Here is a 20,499-nt window from a genome sequence, read left to right as displayed (position 1 = left end):
CATGGCTATCACGCAGGAAAATATGCTCTTGTCGCGTAAGGACACTGCCGTGGCGTATTGGCAGCGCTATCTTACCGGGGCGCAAACAACGGCCAACGCCAACCTTGTTAATGCCACGGAGAGCGAGGATGCCAAGGCCGCACTATCCTCCGCTGCGCAAGAGGTCGGTGTGCTCGTCTCCCACGTGGGGCGGGCGCTGAGTACCGAACTGCTGGCGCTGGTGCAGCGTGAGTCCACTTCGTGGGATGTGTTGATGACGGCGGCATGGGCGCTGCTGTTAAGTAAGCACAGCGGCGAGGAGGAGGTGCTGTTCGGCAAGCGCTTTGCTGCCAGCGACGCAGGGGAAGACTGTGCCTTGCCGTTGCGGTTGATTATTGATGGCGACCGCTCCTTGCAGCACTGGTTTGGCGATATTGCCGCCGTGTTTGAGCAGCATCAGCGCCATGCCGATCTGATGCCGGATGCCTTTGCGCGCGGTGTCGGTTCCCCATCCAGCCCACCGCTGTTTGAATCACTGATCGGTGTGTATGACGAGCAAGGCCCGGAGCAGGAAAGCCCCGTCGAGCCGGTGCCGCTGCAGCTTATCGTGCAGACCGGGACGACGTTGTCGTTAACGCTGCACTATCGTCAGGGCGAGATGAGCGATGCGGATGCGCATAACATTCTCAATCGGTTGCAGCAGCTGCTGTCCAGCTTTGCGCAAGGCAGCGAGCGGACAGTGGGTGAACAGTCACTGCTCAGTCGCGCTGAAAGTGAACGCGTTATTCACGAATGGAATGCGACCGAACTCGATGTGGCGTTGGATCACTCGCTCTACGCCCTGTTTGCCGAGCAGGTCGCGGCCAGAAACGACGCCACCGCGCTGGTGGCCGGTGATGAGCGGTTAAGCTATCGGCAGCTTGCCGAACGCGCCGAACGGATTGCCGCAGGGCTACGCCGTGTCGGCGTGACGCAGGGCGATCGCATCGTGCTGAGTATGGATAAAACGCCGAATCTGATCGCGTCCATGCTGGGTATCATCAAGTTAGGGGCCGCTTATGTGCCCGTCGGTCTGGATGCGCCGGCCGAACGTCGCGCCTTTATCATTAACGATGCGAACGTGCGCTGGACGCTGACCAGCCGGGCCGATCGGTCAAATTTCGACGAAGACGCAAGCAGCGCCTTGCTGTGGGTTGAGGATTATCTGCAGCAGGCGCAGCCGGATGGCGGGCAGCGTGAGGATGTGTCCGCTGACACCATCGATCCGCACACCATCGATCCGCACACCATCGATTCGCACGCTATTGCCTATATCATCTATACCTCTGGCACAACGGGCACGCCGAAAGGCGTGGAGATAGCGCATCGCAGCCTGATCAATTTCTGCGCCTGGTGCGAACACATCGGGATTTTTAGCGTCGGACAGCCCATTACCCAGTTCGCGCCTTATACCTTTGATGCATCAGCCGGCGAAATTTTCGGTACCTTGACCCGCGGCTGTGAACTGCATCTGCTGTCGAATGCGGTGATCCAAAACCCGCCGGCGTTGATGGCGTACATGACCCAAAACGACATTCGTTTCTCGGCGTTCCCGCCGCCGTATCTCACGCACTTAGATCCGGCTCTCGTGCCGCAAGGCATGACCATTTTGACCGCGGGTTCGGCACCGACGCTCGGGCTGATTGCGCGCTGGAGCGAGCGCTGCCGGTACATCAATGGTTATGGCCCGACGGAAACCACCATTATGTCGTCGGCATGGATGCGTGGCTTTGAGCAGAGCCAGGATACCCGCCTGAGTATCGGGCGGCCGATCGCCAATACCCGTATGTACGTTGTCGATAATCTGGGCCAGCTTTGTGCGCCCGGTATGGCGGGTGAAATCTGGATCGGCGGTGAAGGCGTCGCGGTGGGGTACATGAATCGCCCTGAATTGACCGCCCGGCAGTTTATCGCCGACCCCTGGGTTGCCGGGGGCCGAATCTACCGCACCGGCGACATCGGGCGCTGGTTTGACGATGGTCGCATCGAGTTTCTTGGCCGCCGCGATCACCAAATCAAACTGAGCGGGTACCGTATTGAGCTGGGTGAAATCGAGTCGCGGATTGCCGCGCTTGAGCACATCAAAGACGCTACCGTTATCGGTATCACGCCGGGTGGCGGCGAAGCGCGGCTGGTGGCGTATGTGGTGCCCGAGGCGGGTTGCAGCGGCGGTGCGATTGCGCAATGGCGCGAGGCGCTCGCCACCCAACTGCCCAGCTATATGATCCCGGCGGCGTTTGTGGTGATGGAGTCGCTGCCGCTGACCGTCAACGGCAAGATCGATCGCAAAGCCTTGCCGCTACCGGACAACAGCGCTTACGTGCAGCGTGACTTTGAAGCCCCCCACGCCGGTACGGAAGCGACGCTGGCGCAGTTATGGCAGACCATTCTTGGCGTGCATCAGGTCGGACGGCAGGACAACTTCTTCGAACTGGGCGGTCATTCACTGTTGGCGATGCAACTGCAAGCGATGCTGCGCGAGCAGCAGCTCTACACCGATGCGCCAACCATCTTCGCTCATCCGGTGCTGGCCGATCTGGCGGCACAGATTACCCATCAGGATGACGCTTCGCCGGCGTGGGTGGTTCCGGCTAATCGGGTGACGCCGGAAACCACGGCGCTTCATCCGGCGCTGTTCCCGTTGGTGTCGTTATCTCAGCAGCAGATAGACCAGATCGTGGCCCGCACGCCCGGTGGCATCGCCAATATTCAGGACATCTATGCGCTGGCGCCGCTGCAGGAAGGCATCCTCTTCCATCATCTGTTCGATGAGGCCGGCGACCCTTACCTTCAGTGTGGCCACCTGTCGTTTACGCACCGACAGACGCTGGACCGATACCTGGAGGCTATTCAACGCGTTATCGATCGCCATGATATCTTGCGTACCGCGTTTATCTGGCAAGGCCTGGAGACGCCGGTGCAGGTTGTGCTGCGCGATGCACGTTTGCAGGTCACAACGCTCAGCGTTGACGCCCGGCATGGCCCGGTGGTGGCGCAGATGAAGGCGCGCTTTGATCCTCAATCCAACCGCATCGATCTCACCCAGCCGCCGCTGCTGCGCATGGTGGTAGCCTACGACGACGAACAGGCATGCTGGCAAGCGTTGATGTATATCCATCATTTGGTGGATGACATTCCCTCATTGCAGATGTTGCTCGCTGAGATTCAGGCATTCCTCACTGGCAAGGGGGAGAGTTTGCCTGCGCCGGCGCCATTCCGTCATCACGTGGCGCGCCTGCAACAGCGTAGCGATACCCAGCAGCAACTGGCCTTTTTCAGCGACATGCTGGCAGATATCACCGAACCGTCGGCGCCGTTTAATCTCAAGAGCGGCCATCTTAACGGCCAGCGCATCAGTGAAACACGGCGTCCGCTTGAAGCTGCGCTTGCGCAGCGGCTACGCGCTCAGGCCCGCCGCCTTGGCGTCAGCGTGAGTAGTCTGTGCCATTTGAGCTGGGGACGGGTGCTGAGCGCCGCCTGCGGCAGCGATAGCGTGGTGTTCGGCACGGTACTGTCGGGGCGTATGCACGGCGAGAACAGCGATAAAATCATGGGACCGTGCATCAATACGCTGCCGTTGCGTCTTGACGTGGGGGAGGTGTATGCGGTTGATGCCGTGCGTCAGACGCATCAGCGTCTCTCCGCGCTGATAAAACATGAGCACACTACCTTATCGCTGGCGCAACAGGGCAGCGGCATTGTGGCGCCGACGCCGATGTTCAGTACGGTGTTCAACTACCGTCGTAACCGCCCGACAGACGTGGACGTGTTAGGGGGGATTGAGTTTGACGGCGTGGCCTGGCACGGCTTTGACGAGCGCACCAACTATCCTATCTCGATTTCTGTGGATGACGCCGACGTCGGCTTTGATATCGGCGTTCAGGCGATTGAGTCGCTGTCTGGCGAGCGCATTTGGGGTTACTTCCAGCAGAGTATGCTTAGCCTGGTGGAGGCGCTTGAAGTCGAGGCCACCGCGTCTGCTGCGCCGGTGCCGCTGTATGAGCTGACGGTGCTTCCGCCAGAAGAGCGCCGGCATCTGCTGAAAAGCTGGAATGATACGGCGCTGCCGTTCCCGGCGATGACGATGATTCATCAGTTGTTCGAGCAACAGGTCGCGCAACACCCCCAGGCGCCGGCGCTGCAAATGGGCCACGTCCGCCTCAGTTATGCCGAGCTTAACCAGCGCGCCAACCGGCTGGCTCACTACCTGATAGCGCAAGGCGTGGCGCCGGATACGCGCGTGGCGGTGTGTACGGAGCGCACCGAAACCATGCTCATCGCCTTACTGGCGATCCTCAAAGCCGGGGGCGCCTACGTGCCGCTCGACCCTGAATATCCCGCCACCCGGCTGGCCTATATTCTTGAGGATGCCACACCGAAGGTACTGGTGGTTGACCGGCGTGGGCGCGACCTCTTTGGGTCTGCGACCGGCGGTGATGTTACGGTGGTCGATCTGGAGCGTGACGGCGCACGTTGGGAAGAACTGCCTGGCGGCAACCCGGATGTGGCAATGCTCAACGCCAGACATCTGGCGTATGTGATTTACACCTCGGGGTCGACCGGCAAGCCGAAAGGCGTGATGGTTGAGCACCGTCAGGTGGTCAACTTCCTCACCGGGATGCAGGCGTTATTCCACCTCAGCGCTGAAGATTGCCTGCTCTCCGTCACCAGCATTTCATTCGATATTGCCGGGCTGGAGCTGTATTTGCCGTTGATGACGGGCGCGTCGATTGTGCTGGCGAGCCGTACTCAGGCGATGGATCCTTACGCGCTGCTTAATCTGTTGCAAACCCTGAATATCACTATCATGCAAGCCACGCCGACCACCTGGCGCTTGCTGGTGGATACCGACCCAACGCCACACCCGCAGTTGAAGATTCTCTGCGGCGGCGAAGCGCTGCCCAGTGATTTGGCCCGGCGCCTGCATGCCTTCGGCGAGTCACTGTGGAACCTCTACGGACCGACGGAAACCACGGTGTGGTCAACCTGCAATCGCGTCAATGCAGAGGACGTCGCGCAATACAACCAGTCGATTGGCCGTCCGATTGCCAACACGCAGGTCTACCTGCTGGACAGACACGGCAAACCGGTGCCGATGGGCGCTATCGGGGAGCTGTATATCGGCGGTGACGGCGTTACCCGTGGTTATCACCAGCGCCCGGAGCTGACCGCTGAGCGCTTCATCCCCGATCCGTTCTCAACCGATCCGACCGCGCGTCTCTATCGTACCGGGGATTTCGCGCAATTTATGGACGATGGACGGCTGATTTTCCTCGGACGTACCGATCATCAGCTGAAGTTACGCGGGCATCGTATCGAACTGGGCGAAATCGAAGCGCGGCTGTTAAGCCATTCCTCGGTGCGTGAAGCGGTGGTGGTTGCCAGAGAAGATATTTCCGGGGAGACGCGGTTGGTGGCGTATGTGGTTCCCGGTGCGACCGAAGAGCGTGCAGCAGAGCCATCGCCCGACAGTAATCACCTTGATTTTAGCCTGTTCTTCTTCGGCGCGCATACTGATGCCCGACAGGGATATCACCATTGCGCCGAGGTGACGGAGTTCGGCGATCGGCACGGTTTCACCGCCGTGTGGACGCCGGAACGTCACTTCCACAGTGTCGGCGCGCTGTTCGCTAACCCGGCGCTGTTAAGCGCCTCGCTGGCGGCCAGAACGCGCCATATCCAGCTGCGCTCCGGCAGCGTGGTGTTGCCCTTGCACGACACGCTCTGCGTAGCTGAAGACTGGTCGATACTGGACAACCTGTCGAACGGCCGTGTCGGTATCGGCATCGCTTCCGGCTGGAATCAGCGGGATTTTGCGCTGGCGCCGCAGAACTACGATGCGCGTTGGGACGTGATGTATCAAGGCATTGAGGAGCTGAAAACGCTGTGGCAAGGCGGTAGCGTTTCTCGTCGGGATCATCATGGGAATGACATCTCGGTACAGATTTACCCCACGCCGGTGCAAAAGGAGCTGCCGATATGGATAACCGCTGCCGGCGCGCCGGAAACCTTTGAGTATGCAGGCCGCAGTGGGGCGAATTTGCTGACCCACTTGCTGACGCAGAATATCGACAAGCTGGCTCACCATATCGGGATATACCGCACGGCGCGTGAAAACGCGGGGTTCGACCCCCGCACCGGCACGGTGACGGTGATGATCCATACCTACCTGGGGGAGAACCTTGACGAGGCATTAACGCAGGCCAAAGGACCGTTCCTTGATTATCTGGAGGGACATCTCAGCTTGCTCTCGGGCTGGCTGAAAGAGCAAAACATTCACCTCGATACGCTCCCCAGCGCGGATAAACAGAGCATGCTGGAGTTCGCGTTCAGGCGTTATACCCGTGAGCTGTCATTTATTGGTACGCCGGAATCCGCGCTGTCTGTGGCAGAGAGTCTGCAGGAAGCGGGGGTGAATGAGGTGGCGTGTCTGATCGATTGGATCGTGCCTGAGAATGCGTTATCGGCGCTGGAACACCTGGTGACGCTCAAAGGCATGGTTCAGAGCCTGTTTAGCCGTAAGGCATTGCGTAAACACCTGCAGGATGGGTTGCCGGATTATATGGTGCCGGCCGCCTTCGTGACGCTCAAAGCGTTACCACTGACGCCGAACGGCAAGATAGACCGTAACGCCTTAGTGCCGCCGGATGAGATGTCTTTCGCCCGGCGCGCGTATGTTCCGCCACAGGGGAACATGGAAATCACGATGGCGTCTATCTGGGAAGAACTGCTCGGTGTCGAGCGGGTCGGCCGTCATGATCACTTTTTTGAACTCGGCGGATATTCGCTGTTAGCTGTGCGGTTGATTGAACAGTTGCGCCGCAGGGGACTCAGTATCGAGATTCGCACACTTTTTGACACGCCTATTCTGGCAGACATTGCGGCCAGAACCATTGAGCTTGCGGAGACCCGACTGTGAGCAGGCTATTTCCCACATTTTTGCCAGACGGCCCTGACGGTTTCGTCGCATTGCATTACGTCAATCACTATCGACTACACGTTAGTATCACGGAGGATAAAGAATGAGCGATTTCGAACAATTACTGCTGACGTTGGAACAGGCAAAGATCTCGATATCGCTGGATAACGAGGATTTGGTTATTACTTCAGCCAAAGGCGCGCTAACCAGCGAGATTAAAAGTGCGCTACGCGAGCACAAAGCGACTATGGTGAACGCTCTGCGTAATGGGAAACGCCTGTCAAACGCGTTTGAGGTGGTGGTGCCCGAGAACAAGATTACGCCAGAGACGACGGTGATTACCCCTGAGCTGTTGCCCCTTATCGACTTCACGCAGAAAGATATCGATCACGTGGTCGAACAGGTGCCCGGCGGCGTGAGCAATATTCAGGATATCTACTCGCTGGCGCCGCTTCAGGAAGGGATTCTGTTCCATCACATGCTGGCCAGCAACGGCGACCCGTACCTGCAAACAGGGCAGATGACGTTTGATAGTCGCGAAAAGGTAGACAATTACCTTGCCGCGGTACAACAGGTTATCGATCGTCACGACATCATGCGCACCGGTTTTTACTGGGAAGGGGTATCGACCCCGTGCCAGGTGGTGCAGCGTCAGGCGACACTGCATGTGCTGGAGGTGGACTTGGATCCGGCGAACGGCCCGATCGCCGCACAGCTGGCCGAGCGTTTCGACCCGTCACATTACCGCATCGACCTGGCTAAGCCGCCGTTACTGCACGCGTTTGTCGCTTATGACAAGCACAGCGAACGTTGGGAGATGTTCCGCGTGCTGCACCACCTGATCGATGACATTACCTCGGTGCTGATCCTGTCGGCCGAGATCCATACCTTTTTGGCCGGGCGCGGCCACACGCTGCCCCCGGCACAACCGTTCCGTCGCCTGATTGCGCAGGTTCGTCTTGGTAAGAGCCCGCAAGAGCATGAACGGTATTTCCGCTCGACGCTGGCGGATATCGATGAGCCCACCGCGCCTTATGGCCTGGTCAATATGCTGGATGACTTCGAGATAATCGAAGTCACGCGCAAGGTTCCCCAGCGTTTGAACGACACCCTGCGTGCGCATGCGCGCCGTCTGGGGGTGAGCCTCGGCAGTATTTGCCATCTGGCCTGGGGCCAGGTACTAGCCTGTATCAGCGGTCAGGATGCGGTGGTGTTCGGTACCATTTTGTTTGGCCGTATGCATGCCGGCGACGGTGCCGACCAGATCATGGGGCCATTCATTAATACGCTGCCGATCCGTCTTGATATGTCCGGCGTAAGCGTGGAGGACAGCGTACGCAACACCCACAAACGGCTGGCGGAACTGCTGAGTCATGAGCATGCCTCACTGGCATTAGCGCTGCGTTGCAGCGGCGTGAGCAGCTCCACACCGTTGTTCAACACCCTGTTTAACTATCGCCATAACCGCGAGTCGGAAAGTAAGTCGCTGGATTTTGTGGTGCCGGAAGCCGATCAGTGGGATGGCTTTGAAGAGCGCACCACCTACCCGATCACGCTGTCGGTGGACGACTACGGCAGCGCGCTGGGTTTGAATATTCAGGTGGTGGACTCGCTGGATCCCGAACTGCTGTTCGCCTATACGCAACAGGCGCTTGAGAATATCGCCAGGGCGCTGGATCACGCGCCCAATACGCCGATGCAGCAGATCGCGATTCTGCCCGAGTCAGAGCGCCATTTACTGCTGAATGAATGGAATAATACCGACAAGGTTTACCCTGATGTGACCTATACGCATCAGATGTTCGAAGCGCAGGTAAAACTGACGCCAGCGGCAACGGCGCTGCGCTTTGGCGATCGTGAATTGAGCTACGCAGAGCTAAATGCCTTGTCCAACCAGCTGGCGCACCATTTGCACCAGCAGGGCGTCAAACCCGATGATCGCGTCGCCATCTGTCTGGATCGCAGTATCGAGATGGTGGTGGGATTAATGGGGATCACCAAAGCGGGCGGGGCCTACGTGCCGCTTGACCCTGATTATCCGCAGGAGCGCCTGTCCTACATTCTGCAAGACTCGGCGCCGAAGCTGCTGTTGCTCGACAAACGCGGTCGTGAGGTGACCGCTGCACTCGATACCGCCGGTATCGTTACGCTTGAGCTGGATACGGCGTCTCTGGCGCGCTCATCGTTATCGACAGAATCGCTATCGCCCGCGGCGTTGGGGCTGACGTCGCGCCATCTTGCCTATGTTATTTACACCTCTGGCTCGACCGGCAAACCCAAAGGCGTGGAAAACGAACATCGCGGGCTGATCAACCGCTTGCAGTGGATGCAGGATGCTTATCAGCTCGACGGCAGCGATGCCGTATTGCAAAAAACCACCTTCAGCTTTGACGTGTCGGTGTGGGAGTTCTTCTGGCCGCTTTCTGTCGGCGCGACGCTGGTGGTTGCCCCTCCGGGCGCGCATAAAGATACGCAGGCGCTCGCCGAGGTGATTCAGGCCAACAACATCACCACCCTGCACTTTGTCCCCTCGATGCTGAACCTGTTTCTGGCCAACGACAGCGTGGCGGCCTGCCGTTCACTGCGCCGCATTGTGTGTAGCGGCGAGGCGCTGAGTTCCGCCAGCGTGGCCCGTTGTCACAAATTGCTGCCGGACACGGCGGTACACAACCTGTATGGACCGACGGAAGCGGCCATCGACGTGACGTCATGGACCTGCCCGAAAGATTTGCCTGAAACCGCTACCGTGCCGATTGGCCGCCCCATCGCCAATCTGCGTATCTATTTGCTCGATCAGCACCTGCGCCCGGTGCCGCGCGGCGTGGTCGGCGAGTTGTATATCGGCGGGGTGGGGGTGGCGCGCGGATACCTCAACCGGCCTGACCTGACGGCGGAGCGCTTCGTTAACGACCCGTTTGTCGCCGATGCCGACGCCCGGATGTACCGCACCGGCGACGTGGCGCGCTATCTGGCGGACGGCGATATCGAGTACCTCGGACGTAACGATAACCAGGTCAAAATCCGCGGTTTCCGTATCGAATTGGGCGAAATTGACGCGGAGTTACTCAAACAGCCGTCGATTGGTGATGCCGTGGTGGTGGCCCGCGCAGATGCGCAGGGTGATTTGCGTCTGGTGGCGTATGTCGTGCTCAGCGCGCAAGCGCAGGCCGACGGCCTGAGCATCTCTGACCAGATCGCGCAGTGGCGCAGCAGCCTGGCGGCGCAGTTGCCGGAATACATGGTGCCTGCGGCATTCGTCAAACTGGATCAACTGCCGCTGACGGCCAATGGCAAGCTGGATCGCAAAGCGTTGCCGCAGCCCGATGATTCGTCGTTCTCTCGTCGTGCCTATGAAGCGCCGCAAGGCGATGTTGAAATCGCGATGGCGGAGCTGTGGCAGGAGTTGCTGGGCGTTGAACGTATCGGACGTCACGACAATTTCTTCGAACTGGGCGGTCATTCGCTGTTGGCGGTGCAATTAATGGAGCACCTGCGCCAGCGCGATTTGAGTACGGAGATCCGCGCCTTATTCGATAGCCCGACGTTGGCCGAGCTGTCCGCTCGCACCATTGAACTCGACGAGATGAGATTATGATCGATTTTGATGACCTTTTGCAGACACTGGATGAGGCCAACATCGCCCTATCGCTTGATGGTGAGGCGCTGGTCATCAAGGCAGCAAAGGGGTCGCTGACCCCTGATATCAAGGCGGCGTTGCGGGAGCACAAACCGGCTCTCGTTGACGCCCTGCGCCAGGGAAGAACGTTGTCCTCGCAAGGCGGGAATCAGGGTTCAAACGCGCCGGTGAATCGGATTACGCCGGCGACCACCCACCTGACGCCAGATATGCTGCCGCTGATTGATCTGACTCAGGCCGATATCGCGCATATTGTCGCCAATGTGCCGGGCGGTGTGGCGAATGTGCAGGATATCTACGCATTGACGCCGTTGCAGGAAGGGATCCTCTTTTTGCACCAGTTAAGCGACAAGGGCGACCCTTACCTGCAGTTTGCTAGGATCTCGCTGGCGAACCGCGAGGTGATGACGCAATACGTGCAGGCGGTTCAGCAAACCGTAAATCGGCACGACATTCTGCGCACGGCGTTTTTTTCGCGCGGGTTGTCGCGCTCGGCACAGGTGGTGCTGCGTCAGGCACGCGTGCAGCTCACTGAAATTGAACTGGATCCGGCCAAGGGTCCGATTATGGCGCAATTGGTCGAACGCTATCATCCATCGCATTACCGTATTGACCTGACTCAGGCGCCGCTGCTGAGTTTGTATACCGCGCAGGACCCGCAAAGCGGGCGCTTTGACATGCTGATGTTGCTGCATCATCTGATCGATGACATCGCGTCATTGCAGATCATGATTCAGGACATTACCGCGTTTCTGCTGGGCCGTGGTCAGCAATTGCCCGCGCCGCAACCCTTCCGCCGCCTGATCGCCAGCGTGCGTAACGGAACGACGGAGGCGGAGCACGAGCAATTTTTCCGTCAGATGCTGGGTGACATTGATGCCCCGACCCTTGCACTCGGCATGTCGACGGGAACGGCAAACAACGCCAGCGTGGTGGAACTGCGCCAGAATGTCGAACCGGCTGTTGTCGCGCGTTTGCGCGCGCATGCGCGTCGCCTCGGCGTCAGTATGGGAAGCCTGTGTCATCTGGTGTGGGGGCAGGTGATGGCGCGCGCCAGCGACAGCGATACGGTGGTGTTCGGCACCATCCTGCTGGGCCGTTTGCAGGCCGGGGAGGGAGCCGATCAGATCATGGGGCCGTTCATTAATACGCTACCGCTCCGCCTTGATCTGGGGAATGTGGGCGTGGAAGCGAGTGTGCGCTTAACGCACAAGCGGCTGGCGGCATTACTGAGTCATGAACACGCTTCACTCAGTCTGGCCCAGCGTTGCAGCGGGATTGCACCGCCAACGGCATTGTTCAATGTGCTGTTCAACTACCGCCACAACCAGCAGGCTGAAGACGAAAGCGTGGATGTGTCCGGTGAACGTGATGACGTTGAATGGCACGGCTTTGAAGAGCGTACCGATTACCCGCTGACCGTGTCGGTGGATGACTTTGGTGAGACGTTGCGTTTGAACGTGCTCGCAGCGGCGCCGTTATCAGCGCAGCGGATTATTGGCTATCTCCAGCAGACCATGACAAGCCTGGCCGAGGCGCTGGACAGCAATCCCGCGACACCGATGCATGAACTGGAGATTCTCCCGGTCAGCGAACGCACCCAACTGCTGGTTGACTGGAACGCGACGGCGGCGTCTTATCCCGCGCAGGAACCCGTCCACCGCGTGTTCGAACAGCAGGTGTTACGTACACCGCAAGCGGTGGCGGTGATTGAGGGTGAAGAGCAGATTAGCTATTGCAGCCTGAATCAGCGTGCCAACCGTCTGGCGCAGACGCTGATTGCCCGTGGCGTTCGGCCGGGGGACGCGGTGGCGCTGCTGCTGCCGCGTAGCGGCGCATTGCTGGCGGCGACGCTGGCGATACTCAAGGCGGGCGCGGCTTACGTGCCGCTGGACCCGCTGGCGCCGCCAGAGCGCTTAACGTGGATTATTGAGGATTGCTCTGCTCGCTTTCTGATAAGCGATGCCCACCAAGAGCCGGCGGCGGCCATCAACCTGCCGGTGATTGATGTCAATAGCCCCGAGGCGGCGCAGGCGAGCGACGGCGCGGTAAGTGACGGCGCGGTAAGTGACGACAAGGTAGAGGTGCGGGTTTCCGCCAGCGCGCCGGCCTATATCATCTACACCTCCGGTTCGACCGGCGTACCGAAAGGCGTCGTGGTGCCGCATTACGCCATTAACCGATTGGTGATAAACAGCGGCGTCGGTGTTTTTGCGCCCGGCGATCGCATGGCGCTGGCGGCCAACACCGCCTTTGACGCCAGCACGTTGGAAATTTGGGCGCCGTTGCTCAATGGCGGCAGCTGCGTGGTGATTGATCAGGAGACCTTGCTCACGCCGGCACGGCTGGTGCGCACTCTGCAGCATCAGCGCGTGAACCAGATGTGGCTGACTGTGGGCTTGTTCAATCAGCTTTATAACGAGCTGACCCCGGTTCTCGCCCAGTTCACGTCGCTGTTTATCGGCGGTGATGCGCTCGATCCGAACATTATTGCTCAGGTGCTGCGCACGGTGCCGTCGGCGAAGCTGGTGAATGGCTACGGCCCCACTGAAACCACCACCTTTGCCACCACCTATCCGATCCATGACGTGGCGACCCATGCCGCCGGCATTCCTATCGGGCGCCCCATCGGTAATACCCAGCTCTACGTGCTGGATAAGCATCGGCATCCGGTGCCATTAGGCGCCATTGGCGAGCTGTATATCGGCGGGGACGGCGTCGCGCTGGGTTATCTGAATCGTGATGACCTGACTGCCGAGCGTTTCGTGACCAATCCGTTTGTGGCCGACTCGCCCGCCCGCCTGTATCGCACCGGCGATCTGGTGCGCTATCAGGACGATGGCAACCTGATCTTTGTGGGGCGTAACGATCAACAGGTCAAGCTGCGCGGTTTTCGTATCGAGCTGGGCGAGATTGAGGCGCGTCTGACCGAACATCCACAGGTCGATAACGCGCTGGTGCTGGCGGTGGATAACGGCAGCGGCAAGCGTCTGGCGGCCTACGTCGTCGGCGCGGACTTGCAGGCTTCTGCGCCGGCATTCGCTGAGGAGATATCCCTTGAGGAAATGCTGCGGGATTACCTCAGCGAGCGCTTGCCTGACTACATGGTGCCCGCGCGTATCGTCGTGCTGGCGCAATTCCCGCTTACCGCTAACGGCAAAGTGGATCGCAAGGCGCTGCCAGCGGTTGAGTTCAGTGATGCCTCCACCTATCGGGCGCCACGCAATGCGCGCGAAGCGGTGCTTTGCGAGCTGTATGCCGAATTACTTCAGCAGCCGCAAGTCGGCATTGACGATGACTTCTTTGCGCTGGGCGGACACTCGATTCTGGCTACCGGATTGATCGGGCGTATTCGCGCCAGGCTGGGTATTGAACTTCCGGTGCGCGTGCTATTTGAAAACCCGACGGTGGCGAGCCTGGCGAAACAGCTTGATGATCACGCCAACGTGCGCCCGCCGTTAAGGAAAGTTGAGCCGCGTCCAGAACCGGTGCCGGTGTCCTACGGCCAGCAGTTGATGTGGGTTGGGCAGAATACGCGTGGTGATAACTCATCGCTCAATACGCCGATTGTCGTCTCGCTTGAAGGCGAGTTGGATCAGGCGGCGTTAACCGCCGCGCTGTACGATCTGGTGGAACGCCATGAGCCACTGCGCACCCGTTTTGCCGTGGTGGACGGGCAACCGGTGCAGGTGATCGAGCCCTTTGCCGCCGTACATTTGGATATCCCGTATACGGAAGTGAGCGCAGAACAGACTCAACAGGCGGTGTTTGCGGCGATTACCTCGGTGTTCGATCTGTCGGTTGATCTGCCGTTTCGCCCTGCAATACTCCGGGTGGGGCCGCAGACGCACATTCTGGTGATGCTATTCCACCATATTGCCTGTGATGCGTTTTCACTGGCGCCGCTGACTCGGGATCTCACGCAGGCTTATCAGGCGCGTCTCGCCGGTCACGCGCCACAGTTCACCCCGCTGCCCGTTCAGTATGCCGACTACGCGGTGTGGCACCGTGAACTGCTCGGTTCTCCTGATGACCCGAACAGCGTATTTGCCGAGCAATTGGCGTACTGGAAGGCAACGCTCGCGGGCTTACCCGCGACGCTGGCGTTGCCGGAAGATTACCCGCGGCCGGAAAAACCCAGCTATCGCGGTGAGATGCTGCCTTTGCAGATCACTGCCCGTTTGCACCAGCGGCTGAGTACCCTGGCGCGTGAGCGCAACATGACGCTGTCGATGGTATTGCAGGCGGCGCTCGGCATCTATTACACCCAGATTGGCGCAGGCGAGGATATCCCGCTGGGGGCCGTTTCAGCAGGGCGCAGCGACGAAGCGTTGAACGATCTGGTGGGATGCTTCCTGACGCAGTGGGTGATGCGTGTTGATACCTCTGGAACGCCCCGGGTTAATGAGGTGCTCGAACGGGTACGCACGCAGGCGTTAAGTTCGTATGGTCATCAGGATATTCCTTACCTGAAACTGGTCGGTGAGTTATTGCCGGTGCGCTCGCCGTCGCATTATCCGCTGTTCCAGACCATGATGATCCTGCAAAACGCCCCATCGGAAACCTTTGCGGTCCCCGGTCTGGCGGCGCAGGTCTACCCCGCCCACAGCGGGAATGCCAAGTGGGATCTCTATGTCATGCTGTATGAAAAATATAGCGAGGAAGGGGAGCCGCTGGGGATGGAGGGCATTCTGGAATATGCCGTCGATCTGTTTCGCCGGGAAACGGCCGAGCGCATGGCGGCCGGCTACCTCGCAACGCTTGAAGCGATGGTCGCCAACCCTGATGCGCCGATAAACCAGCTCAACGCGCTCACTCACTCGATAGACGCCGGTGAGCCGCAACGCCCGGCAGCAGGTCAGACTTTCGCCGCGACGGCTGATTTCAAGCCGCTCATTACGTTGCAAAAAGGTACCGCCGATAGCACACCGCTGTTTTGTGTGCCTGGAGCCGGCGCGAGCGTCACGGACTTCCTGCCGTTCGTGCAGGCGTTGCCCGGCGGGCAGCCGGTTTATGGTCTGCTGCCGAAAGGGATCGACGGGGTTGGCGAACCGGATCCGTCGGTTGAGGCGGCGGCGATACGTAACCTTGCGGCGATGCGTCAGGCGGGTATCGGCGAGAAGACGCCCGTTCACCTGCTTGGTCACTCTTTTGGCGGGCAGGTGGCCTTCGAGATGGCGAGCCGATTGGCGGCTCAAGGCTACCGGGTGGCGTCGTTGACGCTGATCGATTCCGAAGCCCCGTCTGGCGGCAAGGAGGCGGCCGTCACGCCGAGCCTGGCTGAGTGCATGCGCGAGTACGTTGAGAGCATCGGCTTCACCTTAGAGATGGCGCTGGAGATGGATGAATCCCTTTACGCCGGTCACGACATTGAAACGATGCTGTCGGCTGTGCACCGGCATCTTCATCGCGTGGGGAAAATACCGGCCCATTCCTCTTCACGGTTACTGCAAGGTCCGTGGCAAACCTTTTATGCCGCGAGACAAACGCATTATCTACCGGCGGCGCACTACCACGGACAGGTCAACCTGATACAGGTGCGCGATCCGTGGATGAATACCGAAGCGGATCTTCAGCGCCGACATGACGATGCGGCGGCATGGGCCCGCTGGGCCAACGAGCTTGAAACCATCGCGGGGCCAGGGCAGCACTTTACGGTGTTGAAAGCCCCCCATGTGACCGAGCTGGTGCGATGGTGGCGTCAGTATGTTCATGCAGGTGCGGATCAATAAAGGTTTGCGCTTGCGTACCAGGGAAGGTGCCGGGGCAGGGTTCGCCAGGTGGCTCCTTCTGCAGTTACGTGCTGTAGCGCTATCGAGGCACGCTATCGGCAGTGCTATAGCACATTCTCTAGAAACACAATGAGTGGATGAAAATGACGAAACAATTACAGGATGTTGTTGAGGATGTTAATGCTATCCCGTTAGAGAAAATTAACCCTGCGCGTCGGGATCGGTTTGTGAATGCGACTGAATTGCCGGTGTTTGAGCGTCTCAGACGTGAAGACCCGGTGCATTTCACGCCGGAAAGTGAGTTTGGGCCTTACTGGTCAGTAACATTGTGGGACGATATTCGCACGGTTGGCAATAATTACCACGATTTCACCTCCACCCAGAATATCGATCTGAAATCGCTTGAAGAGAAGGAGAAACTCGAAGCGGCGATGCAGGCTCTGGGTCATGAGCGGCGGAAAAATGTGGGTTTCATTACCATGGATCCCCCCGAGCATACTAAACACCGCAAGGCGGCGGCACCGTCGGTGGCTCCCTCCAACCTGGCTCAAATGGCGCCGATAATGCGTGAACGTGCGGGCATTATTCTCGACGGTTTGCCGATTGGCGAACCCTTTGACTGGGTGGATCGAGTCTCCAAGGAGATGACGGCGACGGTGCTGGCAACGCTGCTCGATTTTCCTTTTGAAGAGCGCCGTAAGCTGACGTATTGGTCTGACCTACTGATGTTTGAGCCGGGACATGGTCTGGTGAAAAGCTGGGAGCAAAAGGCGGAAGAAACCGTTAAATGCTATCAAGTTTTTGAGGAAATGTGGGAAAAACGCCGTAATGCGCCGCCAAGCTATGACCTTATCTCAATGTTGGCCCAGCACCCCGACACGCGCGATATGACGTTAGAGCAGTACCGTGGCACCATTGTTCTGCTGATTATCGGTGGGAACGACACGACGCGTAACACGATTTCAGGCAGCCTTTACTTGCTGGATAAATATCCCGCCGAGTTTGCCAAGCTCAAGGCCAATCCTAAGCTGGTGATGCCAATGATATCGGAAACGCTGCGTTTTCACCCGCCAGTCAATTTTATGAGCCGTGTTGCCACCCGCGATGTTGAAATTCGTGGCAAAAACATCCAGAAAGGCGACCGTGTCGTGATGTGGTATGCGTCTGGCAACCGCGATGCCTCGGCGATTGAAGAACCTGATACCTTCAGCATCGACCGTGAGCGCGCCCGTCGGCATCTCTCCTTTGGTGTGGGTATACACGCCTGTATTGGCAGTCGGCTGGCTGAAATGCAACTGACGATTATCTGGGAAGAAATTCTCAAGCGTTTTTCCAGAATAGAGGTATTGGAAGAGCCTGAGCGTAATTACTCTAATTTTTTACATGGTTTTGAAAATCTGAAAGTCATTATTCATAAAGAGTAACTTTCTTCTCCGGAGTCTGGTGACAACACCAGTGGAATATAGTCTGGAGTACAGTTTAAATAACCAGAAATGGGACGGCGATATCCGTACATCCTTATCGGTATCGCCGTAATTGGAATTATTCATTATTTTAAAATTTTCGTATGTGGCGAGAGCGGGATAATACCGACTGGATTGTTTTTGTATAGAGGTTTTATATCTTTAATTCTAACCAATGGTTGCGTATGGAAAACACAGTTGATTGGAATGCTTAACTGTTGGCATCCGGCGGATCTGTTCATGTTGGTAAGGGAGACTCGTGGATATGCGAGATGAAAGTTATTTAAACGGCTATGTGAATAGTGCTAACGAGTACTTTATCGGAAGCGACGTAAGGGATGAAAGACCACCAAAGCTGTATTTTGATGATCTTAAAGTCGGTCAGGTTTTTCATAGTTCCGAGTATTATGTCAGTGCGGAAGAAATAGCTGAGTTTTCGATAAAATATGACCCGCAGCCCTTTCATATAGACGATGACCTGGCAAAGGATTCCATCTTCAGAGGCCTGGCGGCGAGCGGCTGGCACACCGTAAGTATTACCATGAATCTACTGGTTAAAAGCTTGCCTCTGGCACATGGCATCATTGGTAAAGGGGTGGAGAAGATCAACTGGCTTCGCCCTACGCGGCCCGGTGATATATTACGAATAAGGGCAAAAATTACTGAAATAGATATCTCCCCAGCCAAACCGGATAGAGCGTTGATGACGATTCATATTTCTACCATCGGCCAGGATAATAAAATCCGTCAGGAGCTGCTTGGTAAGCTTCTTATATTTCAGGGGAGTGGTACGGCCAAGACGCCTTAACCATGACCCTGTAATGAGGCTGCATGGTGTGAATGAATTTTTCATGCTTGCTGTTTGTTTATAACGGTAAGTTTTCCATAACGATTGACATTAAGGGATTAATTATTGTCTTCTGAACTCATTGATGAAAAACCAAACGCCTTATTGCAAGGTTCAATATTACGCTCACTGATAAAAATAGGCGTCCCTGTTATTTTGGCTAATCTTTTACAGTCAGGATACATCATGATTGATGCGTTCTGGGTAGGGCGTTTGGGTGATAAATCCGTGGCGGCGATATCGGTAAGTCAGCCCATCATTTTTCTTGCTTTTGCTTTGGGTATTGGCTTGAGTGTAGCGGGCACTACGCTGGTCGCACAGTGCATCGGCGCCCGTTTGCATCAGGATGCAAACGATATTGCGGCGCAGGTATTCATGCTGTCGTTGCTGTTTGCAATACCTATCTCGGCGGCAGGGTATTTTCTTGCCCCCTGGATGTTGCATTCGCTCGGCACTCAGGAAGAGGTCTTTCCGTTCGCACTCAGCTTTTTGCGCGTTATCATCAGTGGCTTAATATTTACCTTTGGTTTTGCCATGCTGCAATCCTTGATGAGGGGCTCAGGCGAAGTCCGTATCCCATTATTGATTACGCTGGGTACACTGATTCTTAACGCCATCATGTGCCCGCTATTTATCTTTGGTTATGGGATTATTCCCGCATTTGGCGTAACGGGGGCAGGCATTGCCACTCTCATTAATCAAGGCATTGCGATGACGGCTGGATTGCTGGTGTTACGGTTTGGTCATACTGGCCTTAAGATCTATTTTCGTGCGATGAAACCCAGATGGGATATGGTTAAATCCGTCGTTCGGCTGGGAATGCCATCGTCAATTGAACTGTGTGCTCATGCATTGGGCGCGAGTGGGATGATGTCTCTGGTAACAGGGCTGGGAACGGCGGTTACGGCGGCTTACGGTGTCGTTAATAATATTAATGCACTGGTTATTGTACCCGCCATTGGTATGTCAATTGCTACAGCAACGCTTGTTGGACAAAATGTTGGCGCTGGACAATTTAAGCGTGCGCATGCCATTGGCCGTTTGAGCGCAACGATCTCATTTCTCACCCTGACCACTATTGGCCTGATAGGGTTCGTTTTTGCACCTTACATTATTGGGCAATTCGCCCCCGATCAGATCCAGGTTATTTATTACGGGACGAATTTCTTTCATATTATCGCGCCATGTTATGGATTAATTGGGCTACAGATGGCGCTAAATGGCGCCTTTCGCGCCACCGGGCGCACCATGACGACCATGACACTGGCGTTGGTGTCTCAATGGCTGATTCAGATCCCGCTGGCATGGGGATTATCCCACTATACCTCGCTAGGTATCTCTGGCCTGTGGTGGGCATTTCCGATGACTAACCTATTAATGGCGGCGATGACGATTATTTTGTTTGAACGGATTGATTGGGAACGCTCAAGGCTGAGCCATTCAATGACATCATCTGCTCAGTAACAAGCTGGAATCGAATTCATCCGTATTCAGGATGGACTTGAACCTGTACTTAAAATCATTGGGTACGGAAGAACTGCGATAGGTATTACTGGAAGGGGAGAAGATGAAAACTTTCTTTTTTTCAAGGTACTATAGACATCAGTGCACGTCTATAGAACATGAAATGGTGCGACCGAGTGGACTCGAACCACCGACCCCCACCATGTCAAGGTGGTGCTCTAACCAACTGAGCTACGGTCGCAAATTGAAGCGTTCATTTATCGGTATTTGAGGTAAGTACATGATAAATCATGCTGTTTCCTTTCCCGTTTTGAACGGGCGCTATTATGGCCTTGCACTGATGCAATGACAAGTATTTTGTTGCCATCCCCGTATCGAGTGCTGAATGTTTGGCCGGATTGAAAATCATTGCCGAAAGT

The 20,499-nt window shown here is 57.1% G+C and carries 6 protein-coding genes and 1 tRNA gene; 6 read left to right on the top strand and 1 reads right to left on the bottom strand.

All coding sequences use genetic code 11. The annotated features are described in order from the left end of the window. Position 1 precedes the first annotated feature (1 nt). The 6 genes from CVE23_RS13375 (at position 2) to solL (ending at position 20,080) form a co-directional block, all read left to right on the top strand. Positions 2-6,937 carry a non-ribosomal peptide synthetase gene (locus CVE23_RS13375; protein WP_100849725.1) on the top strand — a complete coding sequence of 2,312 codons (6,936 nt, stop codon included), beginning with the start codon at positions 2-4 and terminating at the stop codon, positions 6,935-6,937. Between the two features lie 103 nt (positions 6,938-7,040). Continuing rightward, a complete protein-coding gene (gene solG / locus CVE23_RS13370; RefSeq protein ID WP_100849724.1) occupies positions 7,041-10,532 on the top strand; it encodes a solanimycin non-ribosomal peptide synthetase SolG in 3,492 nt (1,163 codons plus the stop codon). Beyond that, positions 10,529-16,306, top strand: a complete 5,778-nt coding sequence (locus tag CVE23_RS13365; RefSeq protein WP_100849723.1) for a non-ribosomal peptide synthetase — start codon at positions 10,529-10,531, stop codon at positions 16,304-16,306. Before solG ends, CVE23_RS13365 begins: the two co-directional genes overlap by 4 nt. Before the next feature lie 143 nt (positions 16,307-16,449). After that, positions 16,450-17,730: a solanimycin biosynthesis cytochrome P450 SolI gene (solI, locus tag CVE23_RS13360; RefSeq protein ID WP_038921024.1), complete on the top strand. Its 1,281-nt coding sequence runs from the start codon at positions 16,450-16,452 to the stop codon at positions 17,728-17,730. 304 nt (positions 17,731-18,034) lie between these two features. Further along, positions 18,035-18,577: a MaoC family dehydratase gene (locus CVE23_RS13355; RefSeq protein ID WP_100849721.1), complete on the top strand. Its 543-nt coding sequence runs from the start codon at positions 18,035-18,037 to the stop codon at positions 18,575-18,577. 105 nt (positions 18,578-18,682) lie between these two features. After that, the gene (gene solL, locus CVE23_RS13350) at positions 18,683-20,080 is read left to right on the top strand and encodes a solanimycin export family MATE transporter SolL (protein WP_049855120.1); all 1,398 of its coding nucleotides are present in this window, start codon (positions 18,683-18,685) and stop codon (positions 20,078-20,080) included. 164 nt (positions 20,081-20,244) lie between these two features. Here the strand turns inward: solL and CVE23_RS13345 are convergent. Next, positions 20,245-20,321: transfer RNA gene (locus tag CVE23_RS13345), tRNA-Val, on the bottom strand. Positions 20,322-20,499: the final 178 nt, after the last annotated feature.

It is taken from the genome of Dickeya fangzhongdai (assembly GCF_002812485.1).
In the GTDB taxonomy this organism is placed as follows: domain Bacteria; phylum Pseudomonadota; class Gammaproteobacteria; order Enterobacterales; family Enterobacteriaceae; genus Dickeya; species Dickeya fangzhongdai.
The sequence above is the reverse complement of the archived record's forward strand: the minus strand, read 5'-3'. Positions and strand labels throughout refer to the sequence as shown.

Coding starts and splice junctions, on each gene's coding strand:
- CVE23_RS13375 (WP_100849725.1), top strand. CDS start 2: ATGGCTATCACGCAGGAAAATATGCTCTTGTCGCGTAAGGACACTGCC.
- solG (WP_100849724.1), top strand. CDS start 7,041: ATGAGCGATTTCGAACAATTACTGCTGACGTTGGAACAGGCAAAGATC.
- CVE23_RS13365 (WP_100849723.1), top strand. CDS start 10,529: ATGATCGATTTTGATGACCTTTTGCAGACACTGGATGAGGCCAACATC.
- solI (WP_038921024.1), top strand. CDS start 16,450: ATGACGAAACAATTACAGGATGTTGTTGAGGATGTTAATGCTATCCCG.
- CVE23_RS13355 (WP_100849721.1), top strand. CDS start 18,035: ATGCGAGATGAAAGTTATTTAAACGGCTATGTGAATAGTGCTAACGAG.